Genomic DNA, 25,171 nt, shown 5'->3' with positions numbered 1-25,171 from the left:
TTAAAACGAGTGCAAGTTCCTTTGGAGTGCCGGTCACTTCCTTTTGAATCAGCGCATGCAATCTTTGTAATCGTTCTATGTTTTTTAAAGAATTCAAATAATTGAAATTTCGTTATACGGTATCTTACCCTCAAGTAACAATTCCCTTTTTATTTTTTTAGGCTAATTGTTTTTTTGGTAATCACTAATTGACAAATCAATGATATAGAATATTTTCTATACTTACAAATTTGTTTAGAAAAAATACTATATTATGTTCTTTTTGTACTACATACAAGCTACCGCACGGAAATACCATATTAAATAAAAGAATGACGCCTGGTCCTTAGTTATGATAGCGGCAAGGACATCATGGATTTTTGCAGTTACCATTGTCCAATCCATATAATCCCTGAAATAAGAATTAGGAATCCGATTATTGTATAGCATGTTTACCGCTGTAATTCAACAAAAAAGTTTTCCGAAAAGTGCCCACATTGTTGTATATTTAACAAAGTTTTGCCTTTAACATGTAGTTTATTTTCTACATCGAAGTAATTATGTTAAAAACTATTGATCGACTTATGCAGTTTATTACCCATGCCGGTTTGAGTGCCAGGCAGTTCGATTTATCTATCGGGGCAAGTAATGGGTACACACTACGCATGAGAAAGAACAATGCGTCTATCGGCAGCGACGTTATCGAGAACATTGTCAAGATTTATCCGCAACTAAACTTGGTGTGGCTCATTACGGGGGAGGGAGAAATGCTAAAAACTGAGGAAGAACTTATCCTAGATTTTGATGATTTGCCCCGATCGGAGCAAATAGAAATAGAACAATTGATCGAACTAAAAATCAAGGAAAGGCAAGAAGAAGAATTACAGCGCCTCTTAAAGGAAGTTGCCGCTGAAATTGAAAAACGCGGAGGTCAAAAATAAAGGCTATTGCTTATTAATAGACTATCATTTTTCATTGGTATATTCTTCGTCATCCATAAAATATAGTATTCTACGGATTGATTTTTTTTACCAATATTGGATGTTATACCATATAATTTCTTCAATAAACGCATTTCCAATTAATTTATAAACTATCCGATTCGCTGTTCTTTGAAGTCTGTGAACTACCCTTTAGCGATTCGGAAGCGCTCATTTGATTCAATACCGCTTCCATTTCGGTTTCCAGATCTTCGTAAACATCCAATATCCGATATTTTACCCGGATCAAACGGGATACCGCATACAACAGGGCAACTACCAATAGAATCCATGGGGCGGCGCTAATATATTCCACTTCATCGACTTTTGTTGCTTTAGAATTGAAGAAGACTTCCCACAAGCGGTACGCTTCTAAAACAATCGGAGATAAAAGGGCATAACGCCACCACCTCCGTTCACTGATATACCATATAAAACAGACAAGTAGGCTACTAAATGTATGTGAAAAATACCAGCCTAAGCTTCTGAGAGAAGGAAAACCATAACTCTTAATTAACCAATTGGCAAGCTGGTATTCTTTGACATCATTCGGTAAAATGATATACTGGAAAGCCAAAAATGGCAGGCACAAAAGAAATGCACAAATCCCATAGTCTAATTTGCTCTTATATTTTTCTATCGAATCCGGTTCGCGTAGAAACAGTTGTCGGCCTACATGTCGTTTTTTATGATATAGCTGATAAAGGTACGTTTTGTCGTTCAAACCGACTTTTTTCATCTTAAGCGTTTCCATAGAGGCACTTAGCTGCCCGTAGTAACGGTCTAAATCTTTATTGTAGAATACATGCTGCCTTTTAAAGAAAAAATAATTGAAACGTTTAGCAGCGTGCTTTTGTCTTATTTGGTCAATTCCGTAAACCAAAAAAATCATAGCCAATCCCAATAAACCGGGCCAAAAGTAAACCATGGTACCCCCCCTTTCTTGGAAAACCGAAATGATACAGGATCTTGCAAACCAATAGGAAAAGGGAAAACTAGCAGCCAACAGAAAATTGCGCCACCAAAACCTGCAATGGAAAAACCAAAGTAAAAGTATTGTAAAAACAATTGCCGACTTTAGTATGAACCAAACCAAAACCAAATTACTTTTATAAAAATGGGAGAACTCCAAACCAAAAAGATAAATGGTGGCCGTATCACGCGAAAAAAAAGTATGTACCAATAACAAATGCGGGAGCAGGACGAGGGACAGCGCCAAGGCGAGTTCGCGGTAAAACACCTTACCCCACTTGTATGTCTTAGCTTGCAATGGCATAGGCGGCAAAGAAAACGATAATTAGGGACACTAGCTCAAATGAGCTTATGAATCGGAGAAAAAAATCGATGTTAGGGCGAAAAGAAGCTGATAAACGAGAATCATTTCTAGTTTTCACCGTAGTAATCAAGCAATCCTTCATTACGCCCAAAAAAGTATTATTTCGATTCTAAAAAACGGAATTACGGCTAATCTGTTTTTTAGAAAAAGTATAAAGTATCGGCTACATACTTTTCTTATGACGCTCAAGCGCAATTAACAACTGCTCCCGAAGTTCTAAAAGGTGTAAAACCCCTTCTTTTGTTGACTTGGTATTTTTTTTAGACACCTTGATTTCCTCTAAAGTGTTCCTTGATGTTTTATCCAAGGGATTTCTCGCAACTTCGGAAAGTACATATTCAATCTCCAAACAAACTTTTTGATATAGGTACATTACCAATGACTGATATCCAATATATTTTGAAAGCCCTATTAAGAGTGCCGTTAAAATCAGTAAACCGGGGAGTGCCTGTAAAATCTCAATCTCATCAGCTTTTGTAGAACTATTTAAAAAAGTTCCCGAAGCTGAAAAAAGTATGTCATAATAGGAGAAAGTATTGCGTACTTCCACCAGTGTTGGCAAGTAACGAACCAAACGGCCATTGGTACAAAAATGGTTATTTTGGAAACACACATCCAGTAAAAAGTAGCGAAATCCGGAAACCCGTTACTACCAAAAAGAAAAGGACCAAAACTGTAGACCGTTATACCGCTTTCAATTACCAAAAAAGAATAGTAAACGAATGGTACGGAAACAATCGAAATGATTACAATTATATCAACGTATCGAAAAGCTGGGGGCGTACGGCGTACCACCACTTCCATTTTCTTCTTTTTAAGAATGCCCTTATTAAAATAAAGATGCCTTAAATAGTCCTTTGTCCCAAGTAAATCTAATTCCGCAGGTTTTGTTTTAAACAAAAATGAAGAAGGCGGTATACCTGCTTTTTTTTGGATTATAAGGTTGCCCGGTTTAAATAAAATTCCATCCTGAAAGTATTTTTTAAACCTCAATTTTATCCAAACCAGAAAACAAAGCGTAATGGATGCCACGGTGAAAGAAAAGACAGCTAGATTATTTTCTATAATATCGGAATAATAAAAGGTTCTTCTCACCAAAGAGTCAATATAGAAAGCCAGAGGAATTACTAAAAACCAATTCCACCAATGAAAGTTGGTTATGAACCAAATTATGCACAAACCAAGTGCAACAAGCTTGACAACCACCTGCCACACAAAATTCTGAGAACTAATATAATTGTGTTCGTATGAGAATCCGAAAATATTCAAACTTGATGACCCACTATCCACAAAAACGTGGAAATAGGGCAGTAATGGGAATGACACGATCATTATTAAGACAAAGAAGTCCAACTGGAATTTTTTTTTCCAGAACAAACGGTGCAAACTATTTTTCGTCATTTCATTTTGATCAGCAGTTCCTTTGTTTCTCATTTAACATGATTCCGGTATTTTAAAGAAATCATTTTTGAAACTTGTTAATACATTTACTCGGAATCAGTTTTAACGCGTTCCTCTACGGTTTTTTGATATTCTTTATTTTTTGCTTTTAATGGTGCCACTGGCAAAGGAATTTAATCTAAGTTATTGTTGAAGTATACCTTTTATATCATTTCAAATGGCCAAAACAGAGACCCTATGATTTCGGACAACCTTTTGTTCTATTTGTTTGTATTTATCGAATGGGCTATTTGGAAAACCCATACATCGTTCTTGTAACCGACTCGACAGTGTATAAATAACCCAAAAGCCCTATTTATCTACCTTTTTTGAGTACTATTCAAAAGTTCTTCCATCTCGTTTTCCAGCCAATCATGAATGTCCAAAATTTGGTATTTTACACGTACCAATCTTGAAAGTAAAATTAAAATTAATAAGATGAATAACACAAAGGGAGCCGCTCTTAAATATTCTGATTCATCAACCACGCTTGAGGAAGTATTAAAAAAAACTTCCCATAACCGATATACCACTAAAACAAAAGGAGATAGAATAGCATACCGCCACCATCTGGTTTCTGTAAGGAACCATATCAGCAAAACTCCTAGAAAACAGAGTAGCTGAGAGGTATACCATACGAAAACATAAACGTTTTTAAAACCATGATCGTGAATAGTCCAAAACAAAAATTGATACTCCTTTAAGTTTTTTGGTAATACTTCGTATGAAAAATAGAAGATAGGAATAAGGAACAATAACAACCGAATTGTTTGATCCAAACTACTTGAAGGTTTTGGACCGATCAGGTATTCACTACTTACATCTTTCCGAAATAGTTGGCTGCCCACACTTGTTTTCTTGTAATACAAATGGCTTAAATACTTTTTGGGCGTCAACTTTTCTTTTTTAATGTTTAGTTTTTCTAATGAATCGACTAGGGCAGTATGGTATGTTTCTAAGGTTTTTTTTGTATCAAAAAATGATTTTTAAAAACCTTATCGTTTAAAATTGTTCGTTTTTTTTCGTTTAAAAACTTATCAAAAACAAAAATCAATACCACTACCGCTACACCAAAAATCCCTGGCCAAAGGTATTCCCCAACTAATTTTGTTTCTATCAAAAGGGCGGTCCTAAAGATTTTGGCAAAAGAGAATACGTATGGAAAAATCGTAAATAAAAGGTAATTACGCCACCAAAACCGGCATTGGAAAAACCAGATTAACAGCAAAGCCAAAGGAATGCCTTTTTTTAAACTATGCCATACAAAAGCCGTATTATTTACATAAGAATGCTTTATATTCAAACCCATAAACCAAAACGAAGATGAGCTATCATCGAACAATAGATGTAACGCAAGGGAATGGGGCAAAAAAACGATAAGTAAGGCGATAAACACTTCAACGGCATAAACGCCGCTTCTCTTTGATGTTGTGATGTTCATGTCTTTTATTCTAATACAGAACTACTTTTTTAGCCCTTAATTCGTTATGCTAAAAACTTAAACAGTCTTATCAGGCGATGGACGAATACATCCAACATCTTTAAGAATTTCAATAACAACATGGTACTAAAATTTATTAGCATTTTTATGGTTGCTATTTCCTGCTGTTTCTAAAACTTATTAAAGCAATTTTAACTTAAACCCATATACGGTTCTTTTAGCCGACTAGACATTTGTAAATAATCTGTAAACTCTATTTCTCTACCGTTTTTTAGGCGTTTTTCAAAAGTTCTTCCAGCTCGTTTTCCAGCCAATCATGAATATCCAAAATTTGGTATTTTACACGTACCAACCTTGAAAGTAATACTAAAACCGTAACAATGGATATCATAAAGGGAACAGCCTTAATATATTCAGGTTCGTCTACAAAACCAGTTTTTGTAAAATATGCTTCTGTTAAACGATAGGCTCCCAAAACAAAAGGTGATAAAATAGCATGCCTCCACCATCGATGCTCAGTGATATACCAGATAATCAACACTAACATAAAACACCATATTTGACTCATGTACCAAAAGTAAGCTTGAGCATCTATAAATCCATGGTTATCAATGGTCCAGATAAGAACCTGATATTCGGATACATCGGGCGGTATCAATTCGTGTAAAAAGTAAAAAAAAGGAAATAACAGCAATAGTATACACACCAAACGTTCGAATGCCCCGACTTTTGGCGTATTTATCCTATTACCGGATTGATCTCCGAACAAATATCTACCGACCAAAAGCTTATTGTAGTAAACTTGATATAAATAAGGCTTAGCTTCAATCTGCTTTTTTTTGTTTTTCAAAGACTCTAAAGAAGTTTTAAAGCTTTCAAATCTTGTGCGCAACAATTTCTTATCGGTGAGATAGTACTTTTTGAAATGATGCCCTTTAGAACTTCTTAATACCTTTTTGTCCATAAATAAAATGACCAATAGAAACAGCAAACCTAAAACAGCTGGCCAAACAAATTCAGCATGAAAGCTGGTTTCGTATCCACTAGCAATTACAAAGACCTTAGCGAATGAAAATAAGTATGTACATAAAGCAATTAGTATGTATTTTCGCCACCAATAGCAACAGTTAAAAAACCAAAGACTTAATAATGCCACTGGAACGCCTTTTTTAAAAACATACCATAAGAAAACGCTATTACTATGAAATTGATGATTGAAGTGGAAGCCTAGAAAGTGGATAGTATTGGAGTCGGTATCGAAAAAAGTATGTAAATAGACGATATAGGGTAAAAGAACGAGACAAATTGCCAAAAGCAACTCCAATGAAAACCTATTTCCCCCTATTTCCTTGACCATGATTTCAAAAAAAGCATAAATAAAACAATTATCGGTCAGATTACATACATGAATCCTACAAAACGATGAAAATAATCTATAAACAATCGGAGATAAATGCTACCGCCAAAAACATCATTAAAAACGCAGAACACAAGGTATTGTGCCTGCATGGCCCTATGGGGGTCGGTAAAACTACTTTGGTAAAAGCGTTGTTAATGGTACTTGGTGCCTCAGATAGCGGGAACAGCCCTACTTTTGGCATCGTAAACGAATACCACCATAACAACGGGAAACTTCTGGCCTACCACTTCGATTGTTATCGCCTGGAAGATGAAATGGAGGCCTATGATCTCGGTTTTGAAGAATATCTGGCAAAAAATGTTTGGGTCTTTATCGAATGGCCCGAAAAAATTACCGGACTTTTGCCATTGGAACATACCGATATTTTTCTAGAATTGGAACCAGATTTCAGTCGGAGTCTTCAACTAAAAAACCCTTGAAGGCAAACGCTTCAGCTTTCAACTATAAACGGATTTTATCGAGAACTACGCTTTTTTAACCAGCGGCGAAACGTTTTTCGCGAGTCTTTATTGTAATTTTCGCAAAAATTGTCTTAAAATTCGATGAAATACATGATTTTATCGATAAAGTCATCTTTTTTAACGTTTTTACGCTTTGTAGCCAAGGTATATTTCCTACTTTTATCCCAGAACAATAATTAAATTTCTAACTAAAAACCCCGTTTAAGATGAAAAAATTTGTATTTGGCCTTTTGGCATGTGTGACCCTTTTAGCTGTTTCTTGTGAGCCCAGTTCTACTGCTGAAGATGAGCAACTATATGAAACTGGTATTGAAAGAGAGTATGTTACTCCAGATCAAGAAAAAGAATAAATTTTAAGAAAAATACTTCTTACGCAAAAAGTTAAAAAGGGCAATCAATAAATTGCCCTTTTTTTCGTTATCTTTATGTATTAATCAAATCAATGGAAAACAAATCCATTCCGAATAAACGAAGGGCGATAAAGAAAAGATTATTTATAGAATCTTTTCTTGTTCTTTTTATCATTGTATCTCCTTTCATGTTCAATCTGCATAACTACTTACCAAAAGATCCAGAAGCAACTTTGGATATCTTTGGTATTACTATTGGAAGAAATGGCTTTCCCAATATTAAAAGTCATGCTTGGTTTCTATTGGGCAAAATCATACCACTTTACCTCCTAGCAATATGGTTTTTTACTTGTAAGCATTGGTGGTATCATATTATTTTGATACCGACAACGATGTATGCTTTTCAAATTTTTGAAGTAATGTTTTTTCAAAATGAGGTAGTAGACACAGACAATTTGTTTTGGTTGTTGCCTGTATGTATGGTGGTTATACCTTTTGTTTACTTTGTAAGAATTAAACTTTATGATAAACATGTTCATGGTATCGATTTGGAAGCGATGGAGGCTGAACTTAATAACCTGAGGGACAAACAACACAAGGAACAAGCTGCAAAAGAAGCCAAGCAAGCAAGTGCTACATCCCAAGAAAAACCCCGCTACCGTACGCTAAGTGAAAAAATCGAGTACGGCTTATCGACCCAAAACATTGAGCGGAAACTCAAAAAAATACAGCACGGGGTTAAAAATTTACTCCATTTCTAAAATTCTTGTAAGTGGTTTACGAGGGTTTTCTTCTCTTCGCTCCCCTAGTATCTCTTATCTCACTCTTTATTAAGCCTTTACCCACGATTATTTTCTGTGAAGATTATCAGTAATTTGTCGTAATTTTATCACGAACAATCGCCAATACGTCTTCTTGTTTTATGAAACAACCGAGTTCGCCTTTTAGCAAACAACAACTACTACCGCAAGAGGAAACGCTAGAAGTGTTAAAACAAAAGCGGGAACTTTTTATCGGTATTCCCAAGGAAAACCATTATCAGGAGCAGCGCATCTGCCTTACCCCCGATGCGGTAAACGCCATTACGGCCCATGGCCATCGAGTGCTGATCGAGTCCGGGGCAGGTGAAGGCTCCCATTTTTCCGATGCCGACTACACCAACGCCGGCGGCGAGGTAAGTCGCGATACCAAAAAAGTGTTCGGTTGTCCGCTCCTTCTTAAAGTGGAGCCCCCTACCCCTGCGGAAATCGAAATGGTGCATCCGCAGGCGACCATCATTTCAGCCTTACAGATAAAAACCCAGGACAAGGGGTATTTTGAACATTTGGCCAAAAAACGCATTACCGCCATTGCCTTCGAATATATCAAGGATGAGGACGGAAAATATCCTGCAGTGCGCTCCTTAAGCGAAATTGCGGGAATTTCCTCCGTATTGATCGCCTCGGAACTGCTTGCGGCCACTAACGATGGTAACGGACTCATGTTCGGCAACATTAGCGGTGTACCCCCTATCGAGGTAGTCATCATCGGTGCGGGCACCGTTGGGGAATTTGCCGCCCGGTCGGCCATTGGCCTCGGGGGAAACGTAAAGATTTTTGACAACTCCCTCACCAAGTTGCGCAACATACAATCCAACCTAAGGCAAACGGTATACACCTCTACCATACAGCCCAAGAATTTATTGAAATCCCTAAAACGTTGCGATGTGGCCATAGGGGCCGTTCGCGGTACCGATCGGGCGCCCGTAGTGGTCAGCAAAACCATGGTGGAGCACATGAAAAAAGGGGCCGTGATCATTGATGTGAGCATCGATATGGGCGGGTGCTTTGAAACCAGTGAGATTACCTCCCACAACAAGCCTACTTTTGAAAAATATGGGGTCATCCACTATGGAGTGCCCAACATTCCCTCGCGTTATCCAAAAACCGCTACCGTATCGATCAGTAATATTTTCACCCCATATCTCCTAAAACTGGGCGAGGAAGGCGGATTGGAAAATTCGCTTCGTTTTGATAAAGGGCTACGTAACGGACTGTACATGTACCATGGCATTCTGACCAATAAGTCGGTGGGCGAATGGTTCGGACTGCAATACAGCGATATCAACTTCCTCATTTTTTAATATGGATTTTTTAAAACGCCTGGGGTTCTACCTCATCGGGCTTTCTATAGGCATTGTTTTTCTAATGGTCTTCTTTAAAAAAAAATCGGAGGAAACGGGAGTTTCTTTTTGCTACCTTCCCAATTGTAGGACCCTCAAGGACATCCGCTCCAAACCACTTGTTTATTCCGAGGAGGTTCAGGAGCTCTTGAAAAATAAAGCGATCGACTCTCTGGACATCAATACCTTTTTGTTCGAAGGGGATATCGACTTTGGCAAGAGCAAAACGGAAACAGCGCCTTGCAAAACCTATGTCATCGAGGGGATGGTAGCGGAACGCGAAGCTACACTTTATGTGCGGAATTGTACCGCCAAGGCCCTTGTGGAACGGATTTCATACGAATAGGCGGTTTAACGCTATCTTCCTTGAATTTTTTATGATATGGCTTGTCTTTCGAAGGAGGTGCTTCGATGGGCTCAGCATGACAGCTGTGTTTCCAATTGGCATTCTTTACTTCAGAAACTTGATGACCATTCGGGAACGTGCTTCGACGGGCTCAGCATGACAGTTGTGTTCCTAATTGACATTTTTTACTTCAGAAACGTAATCGCTATTTAGAGACCTGGTTCGACGGACTCAGCATGACCGACCCTATTCCGAACTACGGTTCAAAAAACCGCAATCCGTAAGCGCAATTAAACTCCGGGAAGTTTCTTTTCAAGACTAGATACTAAATGCCCCTGCGTTTGCGCTCTTTTTTTAGCAGGTTCAGCTCCCTTGTCGTTTGTCCGGCTACGGAAGTGTTTTCTTCGGCACGGCGTATCAAGTAGGGCATTACGTCCCTAACCGGGCCAAAGGGCAGATATTTGGCTACATTATACCCTTTGTCGGCCAAATTGAAGGAGATATGATCGCTCATACCGTACAATTGCCCGAACCATATTCTGGTATCATCGGAAGGAATGCCGCGGGCATCCATTAATTCCATTAATCGATAGGTACTGGCTTCATTATGGGTACCGGCAAAAATGGAGAATACATCCAAATGGTCGGCCATATAGGTGATGGCCCGATCAAAATTGGCATCACTCTCCGCCTTTGAGCCACAAATAGGACTGGCATACCCCTTACGTTCGGCACGCTCATTTTCCTTTTCCATATACGCTCCACGAACGGCCTTCATACCGATTTTAAACCCGTCGTCCTTTGCTTTTTTGTGCAACTGCTCCAAGTATGCCATACGGTCCCATCGATACAACTGTAGGGTGTTGAACACAATGGCCTTTTTGCGATTGTATTTGCGCATCATCTGTTCTACCAGCGTATCGGCCGCATCTTGCATCCAACTTTCCTCGGCATCGATTAATAGGGACACATCCAAATCGTAGGCCTTTTTACAGGTGCGATCGAAACGGTCTACCACCCGATCCCATTCTGCGGCTTCTTCAATATTCAACTCCTTCCCTTCCCCTATTTTTTTAAAAAGGGCGAACCGGCCATAACCGGTCGGTTTGAATACCGCAAACGGAATCGCGGCTTTTTCTTTTACAAAATCGAGTACCTTGAGTACCATTGCCAAGGTATTGTCCAAAGGATCTTCATCGTCCTTTCCTTCCACCGAATAATCCAATACCGAACAAACATGTTTGCTCCACAGCTTATCCACGACGGGCATACAATCGGTTTCGTTTACCCCACCGCAAAAATGGTCAAAAACGGTGGCCCGGATCAATCCATCTACCGGTAAGCGCGCCTTTAGGGCAAAATTCGTCATTGCCGTTCCGATGCGCACCAAGGGCTCGTTAGCGATCATCTTGAACAAAAAATACGCCCGTTCCAATTCGGAATCCGTTTTTAAGGAAAAAGCGGTTGCGGTATCTTCAAAAATTTGCTCCATTTACCAACATCTTTGCAGTTGTTCAAAGATAAACACGCTAAAATATTCCTCTCTATAAAATTTAGGTTTATTTTGCACTCCGTTAAACCATTTTCGACCGCTATAAAAGCTCTTTTAGATGATCGCATCGATACGTACCCCTGCCTATTCCATCCATTTTAATGAAGAAGCCTATACCGCTTTGAACACGCATCTAATGGATGCCGGGTATTCCAAGATTTTTATTTTGGTGGACGAGAATACGCACGAGCACTGCCTTGCCCAGTTTATGGGAAACATTGAAGGGGAACATGATTTTGAGATTATTGAAATTGAATCGGGGGAAGTCAACAAGAACATCCATACCTGCACCCAGGTTTGGGAGGTGCTTTCCGAACTGGATGCGGACCGAAAGAGTCTTATGATCAACCTTGGTGGAGGCGTGGTGACGGACCTTGGCGGTTTTGTGGCCTCGGCCTACAAACGCGGTATCGCCTTCATCAATGTACCCACGACCCTATTGTCCATGGTAGATGCCTCGGTAGGCGGAAAAACAGGGGTGGATCTTGGCTCGCTTAAAAATCAGATCGGATTTATCAATCAGCCCGTTATGGTACTGGTAGTCTCCAATTTTCTAAAGACCTTGAACCAACGGCAACTGAACAGTGGCTTTGCCGAAATGCTAAAGCATGGGCTGATCCAAAGCGAACCGTACTGGAACGAGTTAAAGGAAATAGACACCTATGAAGGACTGGATGCGCTCATTCACCGATCGGTGATCATTAAGAACGAAGTGGTATTGGAGGACCCGACCGAACAACATCTTAGAAAAATATTGAATTATGGCCATACTTTAGGCCATGCGGTGGAGTCCTATTTTCTCGACAATCCCGACCGGGAACTATTACTTCATGGCGAGGCCATTGCCATAGGAATGGTATTGGAAGCTTGGCTCTCGCATCAGCTGGAAGGACTTACCGAAACGGTACTTGGTGATATTAAAACCACCTTTATCGAACGCTATGGTAAAATCGAATTTTCACAGGGTGAAATAACGGCCATTCTCGAGCTATTGAAATACGACAAGAAAAATTCCCATGGCAATATTAATTTTGTGCTGCTTAAAAGCATCGGCGTACCCAGTATAGACGTGCGTATCGACACCGAACTTTTGCGAAAAGCATTTGCGTACTACATGCTTTAAGAACTACACCTACTAAAATTAGGCCTTCACAACACTTTTCAATTCCAAATTAAAAAAATTAGTAGTTTAGGATAGATGGTAGGGCATCCTTGGATGCAGTACACGCTTTCTTTGATAGGGTTTTGAATTGATGGTGGCGCGGAAGCGGATATCGCTTTGATTGTACCAAGTCCCAAAATCATGCGAACACCTTTAAAGAAAGCACATCGTCCCTATTTTGATGATTTTTTTTGTAAAACAAACCCTATTTCGCAAACCAAACCGCCTATTTAATACCATTTCTAATGGTATAAGGCCAGCAAAATAACCTACTTATGATACGAAGACTTATCGATTACAAAAAACTGGACCATACCTTGGCAAAACTTCTTATCGACACCTACCCTGACGGGTATGGGGACGAGGACATCATCGTTTTTAAAAATACCAAAAACGAATACGTGGAAGCCGTGGAAATAAAAACGGAGGATACCGTGTATTTGGTAAAAATCAGCAAAAGTCTCGCTACTTTTATTGCCAATTTTGATTCAATGATCACTAAGGAACTAGAAAAGGACATTGAAAATGCTCCGGATAATTCCCTTGAATAGCGGTGAGACCAGCAGTTTTCGAAAGCAAGAAAGAAGCGCAAATATCTAGAGATAGCGTTCCCGTATCAGATTGCGATGGTACCGTTGATGGCCACAAATAAAGAAACCGATGGCCCCGACGCTCCAATCCAAGCCGCTTGCAACGCCGGTCCGTTCCAATGACGGCAGCCCCATATGACGGAAAATCGAAAGGGTCGCCCGTCTTACGACCTCATACTCCTCGATCAAGCTTTGCATTGTCCTGGTCCCGGTGTCTGTGCCTGCAGCAAAAACTTCCTGATCAAAGCCCGGTAAAGCTGTGCTATCTCCCCTAGCAAATGAAAGCGCCCGATACTGAAACACCCGTTCGGTATCAAAAATATGAAGCAATACCTGTGCTATGGTCCACTTATCCGGACCATAGGCATAGTGGACCTTCTCCGCGGGAATACTTTTTAAAAACTTTGGAAAATTTTGCAGTTGCTTATCCAAAAGTGCAATAAGTTGGTCCTCCTCCCCTATCAAATCGATATACCGTGCATAGTATGCCGGAGGTTCCGGAAGTGTTAAGGCTGATTTTTTCATACATACAATTTTTTGTGTTTGCATACCGATTCCCAAAGACAGACCTTGGCACTTTTACGGTAACCGCCATCTTTCTTGAAAAGGCTTTTACGCCATGGCGGCATGTTTTATAAAAAGTCAAACGGACCATACTAATTTTATACCATTTCAAAGTCAAAATGGTATAACACCCTCGGTCTTAAAAAATCCCGAAAGCCTATAAAGCCATCGGGATTTATTTTTTTAGGAAACGGACCTGCACAACAAACTCAATTTGCCGTTGTTAGGAGGCCCCTTTCGACCAGATAATTATAGCTCATTAAAAATTTTATGCATCAACCGCTTTTTGTCGTTGATACTCTCCTCCAATGAAATCATAGTCTCCGTGCGACTGATGCCCTCGATATCATCAATTTGGAAAATAATGTTTTTGGCATGGTTGGTATCCCTGGCCCTTATTTTACAAAAGATATTGAATTTTCCTGTCGTAATGTGTGCTACGGTTACGTTTGGAATTTGCTCCAACCGCTCCAATACGAACTTGGTCTGATGCGTTTTTTCCAAAAATATCCCCACATAGGCGATAAAGGAATAGCCCAGCTTCACATAATCGAGCGTCAACGACGACCCTTGTATGATACCGGCGTCCTCCATTTTTTTGACTCTCACATGGACCGTACCCGCCGAAATCAATAGCTTTTTTGCAATATCGGTAAAAGGGGTCCTGGTATTGTCTATCAACATATCCAATATCTGGTGGTCTATCTCGTCTAATTTAACTTTGCCCATCTTCTAATTATTTTTAGCTAAATTAAAAAATTAAGAAATTATATTTAACAAAACTGTATTTTTTTTAACAAAACCGTAATTGTTTAAGCCTTTGTATGAAAAAGGAGCAAGCAAAATTTATAAAGTCGACCAATACGCTTGGCGTTTTAATTCCTCCAGGTCGGTAACCGACTCACAATCAAATGCTCGATGTCCGAAAAAAGAATGCCCTTGTTCCAAACGGCTTATTACCGGCAAAAACACGACCGACCCCTCCAGAAGAACTTCCTTAAACAAAATTGCCAAAACTTCCTGTTTTTTATATTTTGGAGCGATGCGATGCGGGTTGTGGATGAGTACATCGTAATACTGTTTGCCATTTTCTGGAATGGAAAAGTAGTCGTCCCGTTCAAAAGTATCGATAGCCGAGGTAGCAACAACCTCTAATACGGACAGCAGGGCCATAAAAATATAGGCACGGGTTTTTTCCCGTCCATAATCGCCGGGGGCATGTCCCGCTTCGAACAAAATGGTAGGTACTTTTTCCATTTGAAAACTATCGCCCACGCAATTCGGGTTAAAACCGTCGTCATAACGTCCAATTTGCCCGGGAATCAGTTTTTCCAAGCTTTTGTTCATGGCTACGATCAACTGCATGCTTTTGCCCCTGCTTTCGGAAATACTGCGCTGGGCATCATGTGCCGGTGCCAAAAAAGAGACCGTGGCCGGTTTCTCGGTACTCCCCACATTAAAAATGGTGCGCTGGTCGTGCAAATTGAAACAAAAATGGGGCTTAAAATTTTCGAACACCGATCTTAAAACACGGCTTTCAGGTTCACCCAACAGCTGTGCGTCCCTATTCAGATCTACCTCATTTGCGTTCACCCTGGTGTAGGCGTCCCCACCATCCGGATTGAGCATGGGAATTACCTTAATGGTACACTCCCGCAATAGCAGTTCCGACAAGGTCGATTTTGACCTTAGAAAACGAAACATATCGAGAACGGCCTTTGTGGTCGTCGACTCGTTCCCGTGCATTTGCGACCACATTAAAATCCGATTTGTTCCGTTACCAAATGTTAAAGAAGGTATTTTTTTTCCCAATACCGAACGGCCTTCCGTTACCCATCCCACATCGGAATAAACCTTTTCTAAAACACTAAAAAGCCGGTCGTGGGTAAGATACCTGCCCGAAACCAACGGCTCTTTATATTCGGAATGTACTACTGTATCGTGTATCATAATTTTTCAAACTGGGTTACAAAAGTAACATCTATAAAAATTACAATTGTAATTACGATATATTACATTTGTAATTCAAAATGATTGCGCCAAGCTTGTTTTTTAAAAACAAATGTAACCGTCACTATTGAAGTTTTAATTTTCTTCTATTAAAAAATTAAAAATCAGTATTTTAAATACAAATACCTGTATTTAAAGTTTAAGAATTCAACCACTTTTTGGCACCTATTTGGAACTCAAAATAGGGTAATGTGCAAAAATGTAAAATAAAATGTTACAATGGTAAATAGCGTAGATTTCATCAAACGATTGGAACGTATTTTGGACTATTATGGGCTTACCGCCTCCGCTTTTGCCGATCGGATTGCCGTACAACGATCGAGTATTTCACACCTGCTCTCCGGCAGAAATAAACCCAGTCTCGATTTTGTTTTAAAGGTTGTCAAGAACTTTCCGGAAGTAAACTTGTATTGGTTGCTGAACGGCAAAGGGAACTTCCCCTCTTCCAGCACGGCCGTCCCGAAAAATGAAACCGCACCGAAAATGCTCCCCGCACCTCAAGATCAAAAATCCTTACCAGAACCGAACGAAAAAAAAATCGAAAAAATTATTGTTTTCTATACCGATGGAAGTTTTAAATCGTACCTGGAGATTTAAGGTTTTTATTTTTTACTTTGCAAGGGTAAGCCCCCGATAAGGAACAAAGTTTAAGAAACCAAGATCGTAATAATGCAAATGGCCATTTCACAGTTGATCGATACGGCAACGGAATATTTTGAAGGAACCCCTTGGTTAGGAGATTCCTTAATGCTAAAATTGAATCGAATCGACTTTAGGGTCGTTAATGCTACCTTCCCGAATTCCCAGAATTCCATAGCACGGATCGTGAAGCATATCCTTAACTGGAGGCTTTTTATGATAGCAAAACTGGAAGGCGACAATTTGTTCGATATTGAAATGAATACGGATCAAGATTGGACGCCCATTACAATAAAGACCGAAGCGGAATGGAACGACTTGCTCCATCAATTGACAGAAACCCAAAGTAGGCTTTTGGAAATACTACAAAAACAGGAAAAGGACTCTTTTTTGGAAAATAAAACCTTGGGTAGGGAATACAGTTTGGGCTATCTTATCAATGGAGTCATACAACACGATACCTATCATTCGGGGCAGATAGGGTTACTTTATGCCTATCTGAAAAATCAAAACTAAACAGTTAACCATGGTCACAAGAATTTGGGAAGGACGAACGAAAATTGAGCATTCAGAAACCTATACAAAAATCATTAGGGAACGTGACATACCGGACTATAAAAAAACGAAGGGGTTTACGGGTCTCAAATTTCTAAACCGGTCCGACGACCAATACACTTATTTTAAACTATTGACCTTTTGGGAAGATTTTGATGCCATTGTCAATTTTACCGGACCAAACATGGAAAGGCCAAAACACTATGATTCCGACAAGTCCTATTTGCTGGATTTTCCCGGGAAGGTGTCACATTACACCGTTTTTGCACAATAAACTCGTTTAAACTTTTTCCATTTGCTAAAAAATTGCCCTTTTTCGCTCGACGCGCCGGCCGGCTCCTCATCAAAAGCCAAATCATTGGCTTTTTCTTTCGGCCCTGCCTTTTTTTCATTCCGTAGCCCTGCTATGCAACTCAAAAAAGCCTTCAAATGGCCAAAAAATGACTAATTTTCGCTTAAACGCAAAAAGTTTAAACGAGTTCAATGAAGTATATCGATAGTAGAAAAAAGCGCACAAAAAATTATCATCACCAATACAATACCCTATACCTTATGCTCAGAAAAATTGTTTTAGGGATCGCCCTTCCCATTTTATGCACCGCCTGCTATGCGCCACAGCGAGACTGTAACGCTTTTAAAGACGGGGAGTTTTCTTTTACCGTAACCGTCGACGGTGAGGAGGTGGCAAACACCTTTGTTCGAAAAGGAAACTTGGAGGTCGCCCATTTTATGGGACAAACCGATTCTTCCTCGGTACGCTGGATCAACGATTGTGAATATATCGTTAGAAAATTACATCCCAAAAACAGGGCCGAAGAACAGGCCGTTCACATGAAAATATTGTCTACCACGGACAAATCCTATACATTTGAATACAACCTTGTGGGCAAGAGCAAGAAATCGCGAGGTACCGTAGTTAAAAACGACTAAACGCTATGTTTGAAATTTTCGCAAGTCCCGATGCTTGGATCGCTTTGCTGACCTTGACCTTTTTAGAGATCGTACTGGGTATCGACAATATTATTTTTATTTCGATCGCCGCGGGCAAACTGGAAAAAGGGCAGCGAAAAAAAGCCACCAATATCGGATTGGTGCTTGCCATGGTAATGCGAATCGTACTATTGTTCGGCATTACGTGGCTAACCGCGGCCGAAAAACCGTTTTGGTTTTTTGAGACGGAATGGATTTCAGGGGGCATCAGCTGGCAATCCCTTATCTTGTTCGCAGGAGGGCTTTTCCTTTTGTATAAAAGTACGCGAGAAATACACGAAAAAGTCGAAGATCGTGGCCATGACGAACGGGAAGTGACCCGCTCAAGGGGAAACACCCTTGGCAAGGCAATACTTCAGATTACGGTAATCAATATCGTATTTTCGTTCGATTCTATCCTGACCGCTATTGGTATGACCAATGGCATATCGCCCGATCCCAAAGATGCCCTGATACTGATGATCGTAGCGGTGGTAATTTCCGTAGTGATCATGATGTTGTTCGCCAACCCGGTCGGGGAGTTCGTCAACAAGCACCCGTCCATACAGATTTTAGGACTTTCCTTTTTAATATTGATCGGTTTTATGCTGATAGCGGAAGCAGCACATATTGGCCTGATCGTCGTGTTGGGACAAGAGGTCGGTACCGTTCCCAAGGGATACCTTTATTTTGCGATCGCTTTTTCATTAATGGTAGAGTTTTTCAACATGAGGATGGAGAAGAACACGAAAACGCAAGACACCGAAGCATAATAACCATTTACGTTTAAATTGGATCATATACCGAAGTAGCTTTTTCGGGTACTGACGCCTTAAGGGTGTTCATGTCAAGAGCTATACATACCGCTTTGTAAAGGCATAGATGGATAATGAGCAAGTTGGATGGGCGTGATTAAAATGCATGAAACTTACGGACTGTCATGTGCGACTGCCAAATCATTTAAGCATTGTAGCTCCGAGTACCCAGAGAAAAATGCTGCTTTTTAGGATATCCTCTCAATTAACGCCTGTGACCAGTGAACAGAGAGGTGCCTAGACTAAAAAAGAACATCGAAATTCATTTTAAAAACAGGGGGACACGGACCCAAAAAAATTAATATCATGTCGAATATCAAATGGGGTACCGCATTCTTCCTCCTTTTTTTCATCTCCAATTTCTCCAACGGCCAAGTGGAAAAGGAAACCGAAACGTCCCGTTATCAAGGAATGAATGTTGGGTCGGAGACCAGGATCCTTGATTCCCGGATAAACGACAAGCACTACAAGCTCTATGTAAACCTTCCAAAAAGTTATGAAACAAATACCGACCGAAAATATCCGGTACTGTATGCGCTGGACGGCCAATATGATTTTGCTTCCATCGTATCGATACAGGGAAGTTTACGATATGACCGGCGTTCCCCGGAGTTGATCATTATAGGGGTGTCCTACGCAGGGGAAAATCCGGATTATGAAACCTTACGGGCCAACGACATGACCCCTACGGTAATTCCACAGATAAAAAATAGCGGGGACGCCGAAAAATTTACGGCCGTTTTTCGGGACGAGATCATTCCCTTTATAGACAAAGAATACCGAACACAGACCGAAAACAGAACCTTGACGGGTACTTCTCTTGCAGGACTATATACACACTACGCCCTGTTTAAGGCCAACGACCTATTCCATAACTTCGTTATTTGCAACCCATCCTATTGGTATGACAATGGGCATGCCTTCGCCCTTGAACGGGACTACTCCAAAAATAATGACTCTTTAAACGCCAATGTATTTTTGGTCAGTGGTTCTATGGATGGTTCGGTATCCCTTCACCATGAAATGGCCGAACAAATCGCTTCAAGAAAATACAAGGGCCTCCATTTTGAAAGTAGTATTTCGGAAGGAACGGGACACTCTGGCGCAAAGGCCGAAGGATACACCAAAGGCATGCTGCACAGCTTTAAAAGAAGGGATATCGGGCTTTCCGAACCCCAACTACAACCATACACCGGCACCTATCGCTTTGCGCCCGGAAACGAGGTATCTTTGATCATACATGAGGGGCAGCTGGCCATTGCACGGCTCGGAAACCAAATGAACCTTCCGATCTATGCCCTTACCGAAGATAGTTTTTGTTTACAGGGCGGTTATAACATGTTTGAATTTACCAAAAACGATACGGGATCCGTAACCAGATTGACCCTTGAGGTAGGCCCTGACAACGTGGTTAGCTTGGAAAAAGTGAAGTAAGCCGGGATCTTTCTCCCTTCGTCCACCAAAACACTATGTAAGCAGTCTACCGCCCTCCCGATGTCTTTTTGCGACATTGGGCAACCGCACCCATCGAAGGGAAAAGGCCATTCGCCGAAACATTTACGCTACGGACCTGTTGAAGGTCCTCCTTATCACGAAACGGGCTTAAATTAGCCGTATCAACCCCAAAATCTTATATTATGAAAACAAACAGACTTTATTTTCTCATTGCTCTTAGCATATTTTCCATAACCATCATCAGTGCGGTAATGAACTCCATTATCAATTACGATACCGTAGCGGAAACGTTCACCACTTTAGGATATCCAACTTATTTGATCGAGATATTGGGCTTCGCCCAAATATTCGGACTGGCACTTATCTTGCTAAACAAAGACCAATGGTATGTGGAATGGGTGTATGCCGGTTTTTTCATGAACCTGTCCCTTGGATGCATCGCCCACTTGGCTACGGAACAAGGAAACGGAGCTTCTGCAGTAGTTTGCCTTATGCTGTTATGGGTGACCTACATTCAGAGTAAAAAAGTACGCGAATCCAAAAAAGAAACCGTCGGCGCTACCTTGGCCAGTGCGGCCTAGTTGAAACAGTCTCAAATACAAAAAACCTCCGAAATTTTTCGGAGGTTTTTTGTATTGTTATGAATTCTTTAGTCTTCCTAAGAATCTAAATGAACAAAGTAGTACGTAAACCCATCTAATTCGGCCTACTAAAGGCTATTTCAGGGTTTTCAGCTTTTTGCTTCCTAAACAATCGCTGTTGTTGTTTGACCGTCATGGTACTACCATCATGGCTCCACCCCGGAGGACCAAAAATATACATGAACTTATGGGACCATTTTGGAGATTTTTTGGTGTCGTTCCAAATATCCTTGAATTCGTGTGTCAAAATCACTAAGGGATTGTAGGAATCCGGAGCGTGGATTACCCCAAACTTAACTTCAACGTCATCGTCCAATTCTTTCCAGGTACCAAACAACTTGTCGAAGATGTTCAAAAAGCCGCCGTGATTTTTATCCAAGTACTCCACATTTTGCGAATGGTGTACCTGGTGCATGGTATGCGTATTGAATATTTTTTCGATCCATCCCATTTTTGGGACGTATTTGGAATGTAGCTGAAACTGCCAAAACGATTCTATGGCCAAACAGAAAATTACCACTTCCACAGGGAAACCTACGGCCGGCATCCACATATAAAAAAACGGTTTATACAACAACGTAAACCAACCGTTTCGAATAGCGGTACCCAAGTTAAAGTGATCGGAAGAATGGTGCACAATATGCGCCGCCCATAACAGGCGTATTTCATGGTTTGCACGATGAAACCAGTAATAGGTAAAATCGTCTGCCAATTGACAAATAAGAAAAATGTACCAAGCATAGCCAAAGGATTCATATCCCATGATGTTCATACGAACGCCGTCAACCATTGGGTTGAACAGTTCGTAGGTGAAGTTGAAGACAACGATCAATACGGTAACCTTGACCAACGGACCCAAAATGGCCGAGCCGATACCCATGGCCCCACTGGCCATTAGATCTTTCCAAACGTACAGGTCTTCGTTATCGTGTGTTTTACTATACGTCAGTTCCAATAAAATAAAAGCTAGAAAACAGGGTACTCCGTAAATGAGGGGGTTCGTTAAATCCATCCGGTAATTTAAATTTTGCTAAATATAGAGATTCTCCATTCAAAAAGAAGTAGTTGTTGAACAGTTAGGCGCGGAACTGCATAAAACAACGACAAAACCATCAACAAACTAGGATTCCAATTTCTTTAAAAGTGCGTTTTGCTCCTTCATAAGCTGTTCCATGCTGGCGAGCAATTCAATATTTTTTGGTGTTTTCACTTTTTTGTCCTTAGGGTCGTCGGCCTGATCTCTAAACCGGTTGATTCCCTTTAAAACGATAAAAATGGTCATGGCGATTACGCCAAAATCCACAAGCACTTCTAAGAGTTCCCCATAGCCTATGGCAATTTCGTCCGCACTTTCCGATGCCGTCCGAAGTACCCATTTTCTATTGGAAAAGGATACCCCGTCCGTAATAAAGGCCAAGGGTGGCATTACGATCTGTTTTACGATCACGTTCACCACATTATTAAAGGCCGTACCGATAATGATACCGATGGCCATATCGATCATATTGCCCTTAACAGCAAAGTTTTTAAACTCGTTTATAAATTTTTTCATCTCCTTAGAATAACGTCAATGGGTTATCGTCATCATCCGATGCCTTGGATGCATCGTCACTTCCGGTATTATCAGTTTTTGAATCCTGAGTCGCCCCATTTGGGGAATCGGCGACATTTTCTTCATCGACCACTTCTATTTCGGTAGGGGTCGGTGGTTCCGGAACAGTGTAAGGCAAAGGGTCCAAAGTATTAATTTCCAAAACTTTGTCCTTGGTCAACTGATTTCCCATGGCCGAAATTCCTTTTACGGCAATAAAATCGGCGACATCGATAACGAGATTTTCTTTTCGTTCTTGTCCTCGTTTCTTCGCAAAGACCACTTCAGCTTGGGGCCGATAATCGGTAAAAATCGTTTCCAAGTGGGATTTTGGATGGTCCGTAATAATCGATTCCTCCTTATCCGGATGTTCGATAAGAAACCTTTTCAGGTAAAACAGTTCCTTTTCCCCTTCCCAATGTATAGCGGAAAGCGGTTTTTTAGGGTCCCACTTTTCCAGGACCACCATGGTAACGCCAAAACGAAGTGTCAGTTCCGGTATTACGGTCTTTACCGCTCCGTTCTGATGTACGATGAGCAACCGGTCGTCCCCGGTAAATTCTCCCAAATACTCTCCTCTTTCATCGGCATTCAAGCGTTGTACCGTTTCATCGAACCAGAGCTTTCTAGGTTTGAGGGTAGAAATACCCTTCTCCTTTAATTCGATTCGTTTTACGCTGTATTTGGTAACGATATTTCCCTTGGAACCACGTCCTTTGATCAGTACATCGGCAAAATCGATATCCCATTTCAATTTTTTCACACTGCCCACTTGTCTGAGCAATACGGTAACCACCTCGGCCTCACCGTTGGGGTTTGCCGAAAAATAGAGCACATCGGTACCGGCCTTTCCCGTTCCCAACTCATAGGCCTTGTCCCTAGTAATACTGGTTACCGCAAAGCGTTTGATATAAGTGGCACCACCCCTACCATCTTTATAGATCATATTATAAATGGTGCGTTTGTCCTTCTTTTTAAAGACCGCTACATGCAAAATGTTCTTGCCTACAAACGTTTTTGCCCCTACTCGGGTCACCATCATCTTCCCGTCCTTGGTAAACACGATAATATCGTCAATATCACTGCAATCGGTCACGTATTCGTCCCTACGTAATGATGTTCCTATAAACCCTTCTTCCCGGTTTACATACAGTTTTGTATTCCGGATCACCACTTTTGTAGCTTCGATATCATCGAAAATCCTTATTTCCGATTTTCGGTCCCGTTCTTTACCAAAAGTGTCCTTCAAACGGGTAAAGTAATCGATGGCAAAAGCGATCAAATGCTCCAGGTGGTGTTTTACCTCGGCAATTTTTTCGGCAAGGGTATCCAACTGTTGTTGCGCCTTGTCCAGGTCAAATTTTGAGATGCGTTTGATCCGAATTTCGGTCAACCGCACGATGTCGTCCCTTGTTACGGCCCGTTTCAAGTCCTTTACAAAAGGTTTTAATCCGGTGTCTATAGCGTTTAAAACACCTTCCCAAGTCTCTTCTTCCTCGATATCACGGTAAATACGGTTCTCTATAAATATCCGTTCCAACGAAAGGTAGTGCCATTGTTCTTCCAGTTCGTTCAACTGAATTTCCAATTCTTGGCGCAACAGTTCTACCGTGGCATCGGTCGAGCGCTTTAGCATTTCGGACACCCCGATGAACAGCGGCTTATTGTCCTCGATAATACAGGCCAAAGGGGAAATGGACGACTCACAGGAAGTGAACGCATACAGGGCATCTATTGTTTTATCCGGCGAAATACCGGATGGCAAATGCACCAGAATCTCCACATCGGCAGCCGTATTGTCCTCTATTTTTTTGATTTTTATCTTCCCTTTATCGTTCGCCTTTAGTATGGAATCGATTAAAGAAGAAGTATTGGTTCCGTACGGTATTTCATTGATAACCAACGTGTTTTTATCACGCTGTTCCATCTTGGCCCGCACTCTTACCTTTCCACCGCGAAGCCCGTCGTTGTAGTTACTGACATCGATGATGCCCGAAGTCGGAAAATCGGGATACAGTTTAAAACGCTGCCCCTTCAGATGCTTGATGGAAGCATCGATCAACTCATTGAAATTGTGTGGAAGCACCTTGGTGGAAAGTCCGACCGCGATTCCCTCCGCACCTTGCGCCAACAATAACGGAAACTTCACGGGAAGGTTCACGGGCTCTTTTTTACGACCGTCGTAAGAGAGCTGCCATTCCGTTATTTTTGGACTAAAGACGACCTCAAGGGCAAATTTGGAAAGCCGCGCCTCGATATACCGACTTGCCGCGGCACCATCGCCGGTAAGGATATTCCCCCAGTTCCCCTGGGTATCGATCAACAGATCCTTTTGACCGATCTGCACCATGGCATCGGCGATACTCGCATCACCATGCGGGTGGTATTGCATGGTGTGGCCGACTACGTTCGCCACTTTATTGTACCGGCCGTCGTCCAATTCCTTTAGGGCGTGCATGATACGCCTTTGCACTGGTTTAAAACCATCTTCAATGGCAGGTACCGCCCTTTCTAAAATAACATAGGAGGCATAATCCAAAAACCAATCCTTGTACATGCCGGAAACCCTGGTAAGGGCATCCTCTTGATCGGTCTGTTCGGTATCGGTTTCGTTTTCGCCGTCTACGGAACGTTCGGCAGATTCCTCATGCTCAGCGGAATTCCCGGTATCTTCGGGAGGTACGCCCATATCTTCATTATCTTCCATTCGGAAA

Annotated in this window: 28 protein-coding genes; 15 read left to right on the top strand and 13 right to left on the bottom strand. The window is 41.1% G+C overall.

Annotated features, from left to right (window positions below; translation table 11 throughout):
* Nucleotides 1-563 precede the first annotated feature (563 nt).
* Nucleotides 564-920 (top strand): hypothetical protein, encoded by a 357-nt coding sequence (locus tag ACRD7P_RS16875; protein ID WP_430908841.1) that lies wholly within the window; start codon nt 564-566, stop codon nt 918-920.
* 145 nt (nt 921-1,065) lie between these two features.
* On the opposite strand, the gene ACRD7P_RS16870 is transcribed toward ACRD7P_RS16875, so the two are convergent.
* From ACRD7P_RS16870 to ACRD7P_RS16845, 6 genes are all read right to left on the bottom strand, one after another.
* Entirely contained in the window at nt 1,066-1,275 is a 210-nt protein-coding gene (locus ACRD7P_RS16870; RefSeq protein WP_430908840.1) for a hypothetical protein, read from the bottom strand.
* 1,183 nt (nt 1,276-2,458) lie between these two features.
* On the bottom strand, nt 2,459-2,845 hold the full coding sequence (locus ACRD7P_RS16865) for a hypothetical protein (RefSeq protein WP_430908839.1): 387 nt from the start codon (nt 2,843-2,845) through the stop codon (nt 2,459-2,461).
* Nucleotides 2,782-3,729 (bottom strand): hypothetical protein, encoded by a 948-nt coding sequence (locus tag ACRD7P_RS16860; protein ID WP_430908838.1) that lies wholly within the window; start codon nt 3,727-3,729, stop codon nt 2,782-2,784. Before ACRD7P_RS16860 ends, ACRD7P_RS16865 begins: the two co-directional genes overlap by 64 nt.
* 326 nt (nt 3,730-4,055) lie before the next feature.
* Nucleotides 4,056-4,631 (bottom strand): hypothetical protein, encoded by a 576-nt coding sequence (locus ACRD7P_RS16855; protein ID WP_430908837.1) that lies wholly within the window; start codon nt 4,629-4,631, stop codon nt 4,056-4,058.
* Between the two features lie 59 nt (nt 4,632-4,690).
* Nucleotides 4,691-5,044 (bottom strand): hypothetical protein, encoded by a 354-nt coding sequence (locus tag ACRD7P_RS16850; protein ID WP_430908836.1) that lies wholly within the window; start codon nt 5,042-5,044, stop codon nt 4,691-4,693.
* Between the two features lie 403 nt (nt 5,045-5,447).
* Nucleotides 5,448-6,332, bottom strand: coding sequence for a hypothetical protein (locus ACRD7P_RS16845; RefSeq protein WP_430908835.1), 885 nt, complete (start codon nt 6,330-6,332; stop codon nt 5,448-5,450).
* Nucleotides 6,333-6,598: 266 nt separating this feature from the next.
* Between ACRD7P_RS16845 and tsaE the strand changes: the two genes are divergently transcribed.
* The 5 genes from tsaE to ACRD7P_RS16820 all read left to right on the top strand — a co-directional run bounded on the left by tsaE (nt 6,599) and on the right by ACRD7P_RS16820 (nt 9,914).
* Nucleotides 6,599-7,015 (top strand): tRNA (adenosine(37)-N6)-threonylcarbamoyltransferase complex ATPase subunit type 1 TsaE, encoded by a 417-nt coding sequence (gene tsaE / locus ACRD7P_RS16840; protein WP_430908834.1) that lies wholly within the window; start codon nt 6,599-6,601, stop codon nt 7,013-7,015.
* 248 nt (nt 7,016-7,263) lie between these two features.
* On the top strand, nt 7,264-7,407 hold the full coding sequence (locus ACRD7P_RS16835; protein ID WP_430908833.1) for a hypothetical protein: 144 nt from the start codon (nt 7,264-7,266) through the stop codon (nt 7,405-7,407).
* A gap of 92 nt (nt 7,408-7,499) precedes the next feature.
* Nucleotides 7,500-8,168: a hypothetical protein gene (locus tag ACRD7P_RS16830; RefSeq protein WP_430908832.1), complete on the top strand. Its 669-nt coding sequence runs from the start codon at nt 7,500-7,502 to the stop codon at nt 8,166-8,168.
* 161 nt (nt 8,169-8,329) lie between these two features.
* Entirely contained in the window at nt 8,330-9,529 is a 1,200-nt protein-coding gene (locus ACRD7P_RS16825) for an alanine dehydrogenase (RefSeq protein WP_430908831.1), read from the top strand.
* Nucleotide 9,530: 1 nt separating this feature from the next.
* Nucleotides 9,531-9,914, top strand: a complete 384-nt coding sequence (locus tag ACRD7P_RS16820) for a DUF4258 domain-containing protein (protein ID WP_430908830.1) — start codon at nt 9,531-9,533, stop codon at nt 9,912-9,914.
* Nucleotides 9,915-10,239: 325 nt separating this feature from the next.
* Here the strand turns inward: ACRD7P_RS16820 and ACRD7P_RS16815 are convergent, their stop codons facing one another.
* Entirely contained in the window at nt 10,240-11,406 is a 1,167-nt protein-coding gene (locus tag ACRD7P_RS16815) for a proline dehydrogenase family protein (RefSeq protein ID WP_430908829.1), read from the bottom strand.
* Between the two features lie 118 nt (nt 11,407-11,524).
* Here ACRD7P_RS16815 and aroB point away from each other — a divergent pair, with 118 nt between their 5' ends.
* Nucleotides 11,525-12,589 (top strand): 3-dehydroquinate synthase, encoded by a 1,065-nt coding sequence (gene aroB, locus ACRD7P_RS16810; protein ID WP_430908828.1) that lies wholly within the window; start codon nt 11,525-11,527, stop codon nt 12,587-12,589.
* A 314-nt stretch (nt 12,590-12,903) separates the two neighbouring features.
* The gene (locus ACRD7P_RS16805) at nt 12,904-13,179 is read left to right on the top strand and encodes a hypothetical protein (RefSeq protein WP_430908827.1); all 276 of its coding nucleotides are present in this window, start codon (nt 12,904-12,906) and stop codon (nt 13,177-13,179) included.
* A 45-nt stretch (nt 13,180-13,224) separates the two neighbouring features.
* Here ACRD7P_RS16805 and ACRD7P_RS16800 read toward each other — a convergent pair whose 3' ends face one another.
* From ACRD7P_RS16800 to ACRD7P_RS16790, 3 genes are all read right to left on the bottom strand, one after another.
* The gene (locus tag ACRD7P_RS16800; RefSeq protein ID WP_430908826.1) at nt 13,225-13,743 is read right to left on the bottom strand and encodes a DinB family protein; all 519 of its coding nucleotides are present in this window, start codon (nt 13,741-13,743) and stop codon (nt 13,225-13,227) included.
* Nucleotides 13,744-14,031: 288 nt separating this feature from the next.
* Complete coding sequence (locus tag ACRD7P_RS16795; protein WP_430908825.1) at nt 14,032-14,511, bottom strand: Lrp/AsnC family transcriptional regulator; 480 nt, start codon at nt 14,509-14,511, stop codon at nt 14,032-14,034.
* 117 nt (nt 14,512-14,628) lie between these two features.
* Nucleotides 14,629-15,732, bottom strand: coding sequence for a M14 family metallopeptidase (locus ACRD7P_RS16790; protein WP_430908824.1), 1,104 nt, complete (start codon nt 15,730-15,732; stop codon nt 14,629-14,631).
* 279 nt (nt 15,733-16,011) lie between these two features.
* Between ACRD7P_RS16790 and ACRD7P_RS16785 the strand changes: the two genes are divergently transcribed.
* From ACRD7P_RS16785 to ACRD7P_RS16755, 7 genes are all read left to right on the top strand, one after another.
* A complete protein-coding gene (locus ACRD7P_RS16785) occupies nt 16,012-16,389 on the top strand; it encodes a helix-turn-helix domain-containing protein (protein WP_430908823.1) in 378 nt (125 codons plus the stop codon).
* Nucleotides 16,390-16,467: 78 nt separating this feature from the next.
* Nucleotides 16,468-16,947, top strand: coding sequence for a DinB family protein (locus tag ACRD7P_RS16780; RefSeq protein WP_430908822.1), 480 nt, complete (start codon nt 16,468-16,470; stop codon nt 16,945-16,947).
* Between the two features lie 10 nt (nt 16,948-16,957).
* A complete protein-coding gene (locus ACRD7P_RS16775; protein WP_430908821.1) occupies nt 16,958-17,260 on the top strand; it encodes an antibiotic biosynthesis monooxygenase family protein in 303 nt (100 codons plus the stop codon).
* Between the two features lie 209 nt (nt 17,261-17,469).
* The gene (locus ACRD7P_RS16770; protein WP_430908820.1) at nt 17,470-17,916 is read left to right on the top strand and encodes a DNA topoisomerase IV; all 447 of its coding nucleotides are present in this window, start codon (nt 17,470-17,472) and stop codon (nt 17,914-17,916) included.
* 5 nt (nt 17,917-17,921) lie between these two features.
* Complete coding sequence (locus tag ACRD7P_RS16765; protein WP_430908819.1) at nt 17,922-18,728, top strand: TerC family protein; 807 nt, start codon at nt 17,922-17,924, stop codon at nt 18,726-18,728.
* A gap of 348 nt (nt 18,729-19,076) precedes the next feature.
* The gene (locus tag ACRD7P_RS16760; RefSeq protein ID WP_430908818.1) at nt 19,077-20,204 is read left to right on the top strand and encodes an alpha/beta hydrolase; all 1,128 of its coding nucleotides are present in this window, start codon (nt 19,077-19,079) and stop codon (nt 20,202-20,204) included.
* 203 nt (nt 20,205-20,407) lie between these two features.
* Nucleotides 20,408-20,806 (top strand): DoxX family protein, encoded by a 399-nt coding sequence (locus ACRD7P_RS16755; RefSeq protein WP_430908817.1) that lies wholly within the window; start codon nt 20,408-20,410, stop codon nt 20,804-20,806.
* A 115-nt stretch (nt 20,807-20,921) separates the two neighbouring features.
* Here the strand turns inward: ACRD7P_RS16755 and ACRD7P_RS16750 are convergent, their stop codons facing one another.
* The 3 genes from ACRD7P_RS16750 to ACRD7P_RS16740 form a co-directional block, all read right to left on the bottom strand.
* Nucleotides 20,922-21,878 (bottom strand): sterol desaturase family protein, encoded by a 957-nt coding sequence (locus ACRD7P_RS16750; RefSeq protein WP_430908816.1) that lies wholly within the window; start codon nt 21,876-21,878, stop codon nt 20,922-20,924.
* A 108-nt stretch (nt 21,879-21,986) separates the two neighbouring features.
* On the bottom strand, nt 21,987-22,418 hold the full coding sequence (gene mscL, locus ACRD7P_RS16745) for a large conductance mechanosensitive channel protein MscL (protein ID WP_430908815.1): 432 nt from the start codon (nt 22,416-22,418) through the stop codon (nt 21,987-21,989).
* A 4-nt stretch (nt 22,419-22,422) separates the two neighbouring features.
* Entirely contained in the window at nt 22,423-25,164 is a 2,742-nt protein-coding gene (locus ACRD7P_RS16740; protein ID WP_430908814.1) for a DNA gyrase/topoisomerase IV subunit A, read from the bottom strand.
* Between the last annotated feature and the right edge of the window lie 7 nt (nt 25,165-25,171).

Origin of the sequence: Maribacter sp. 2-571, from assembly GCF_050589625.1 — a bacterium.
Lineage (GTDB): Bacteria > Bacteroidota > Bacteroidia > Flavobacteriales > Flavobacteriaceae > Pelagihabitans.
This window is presented reverse-complemented; position numbering and strand designations above follow the sequence as displayed.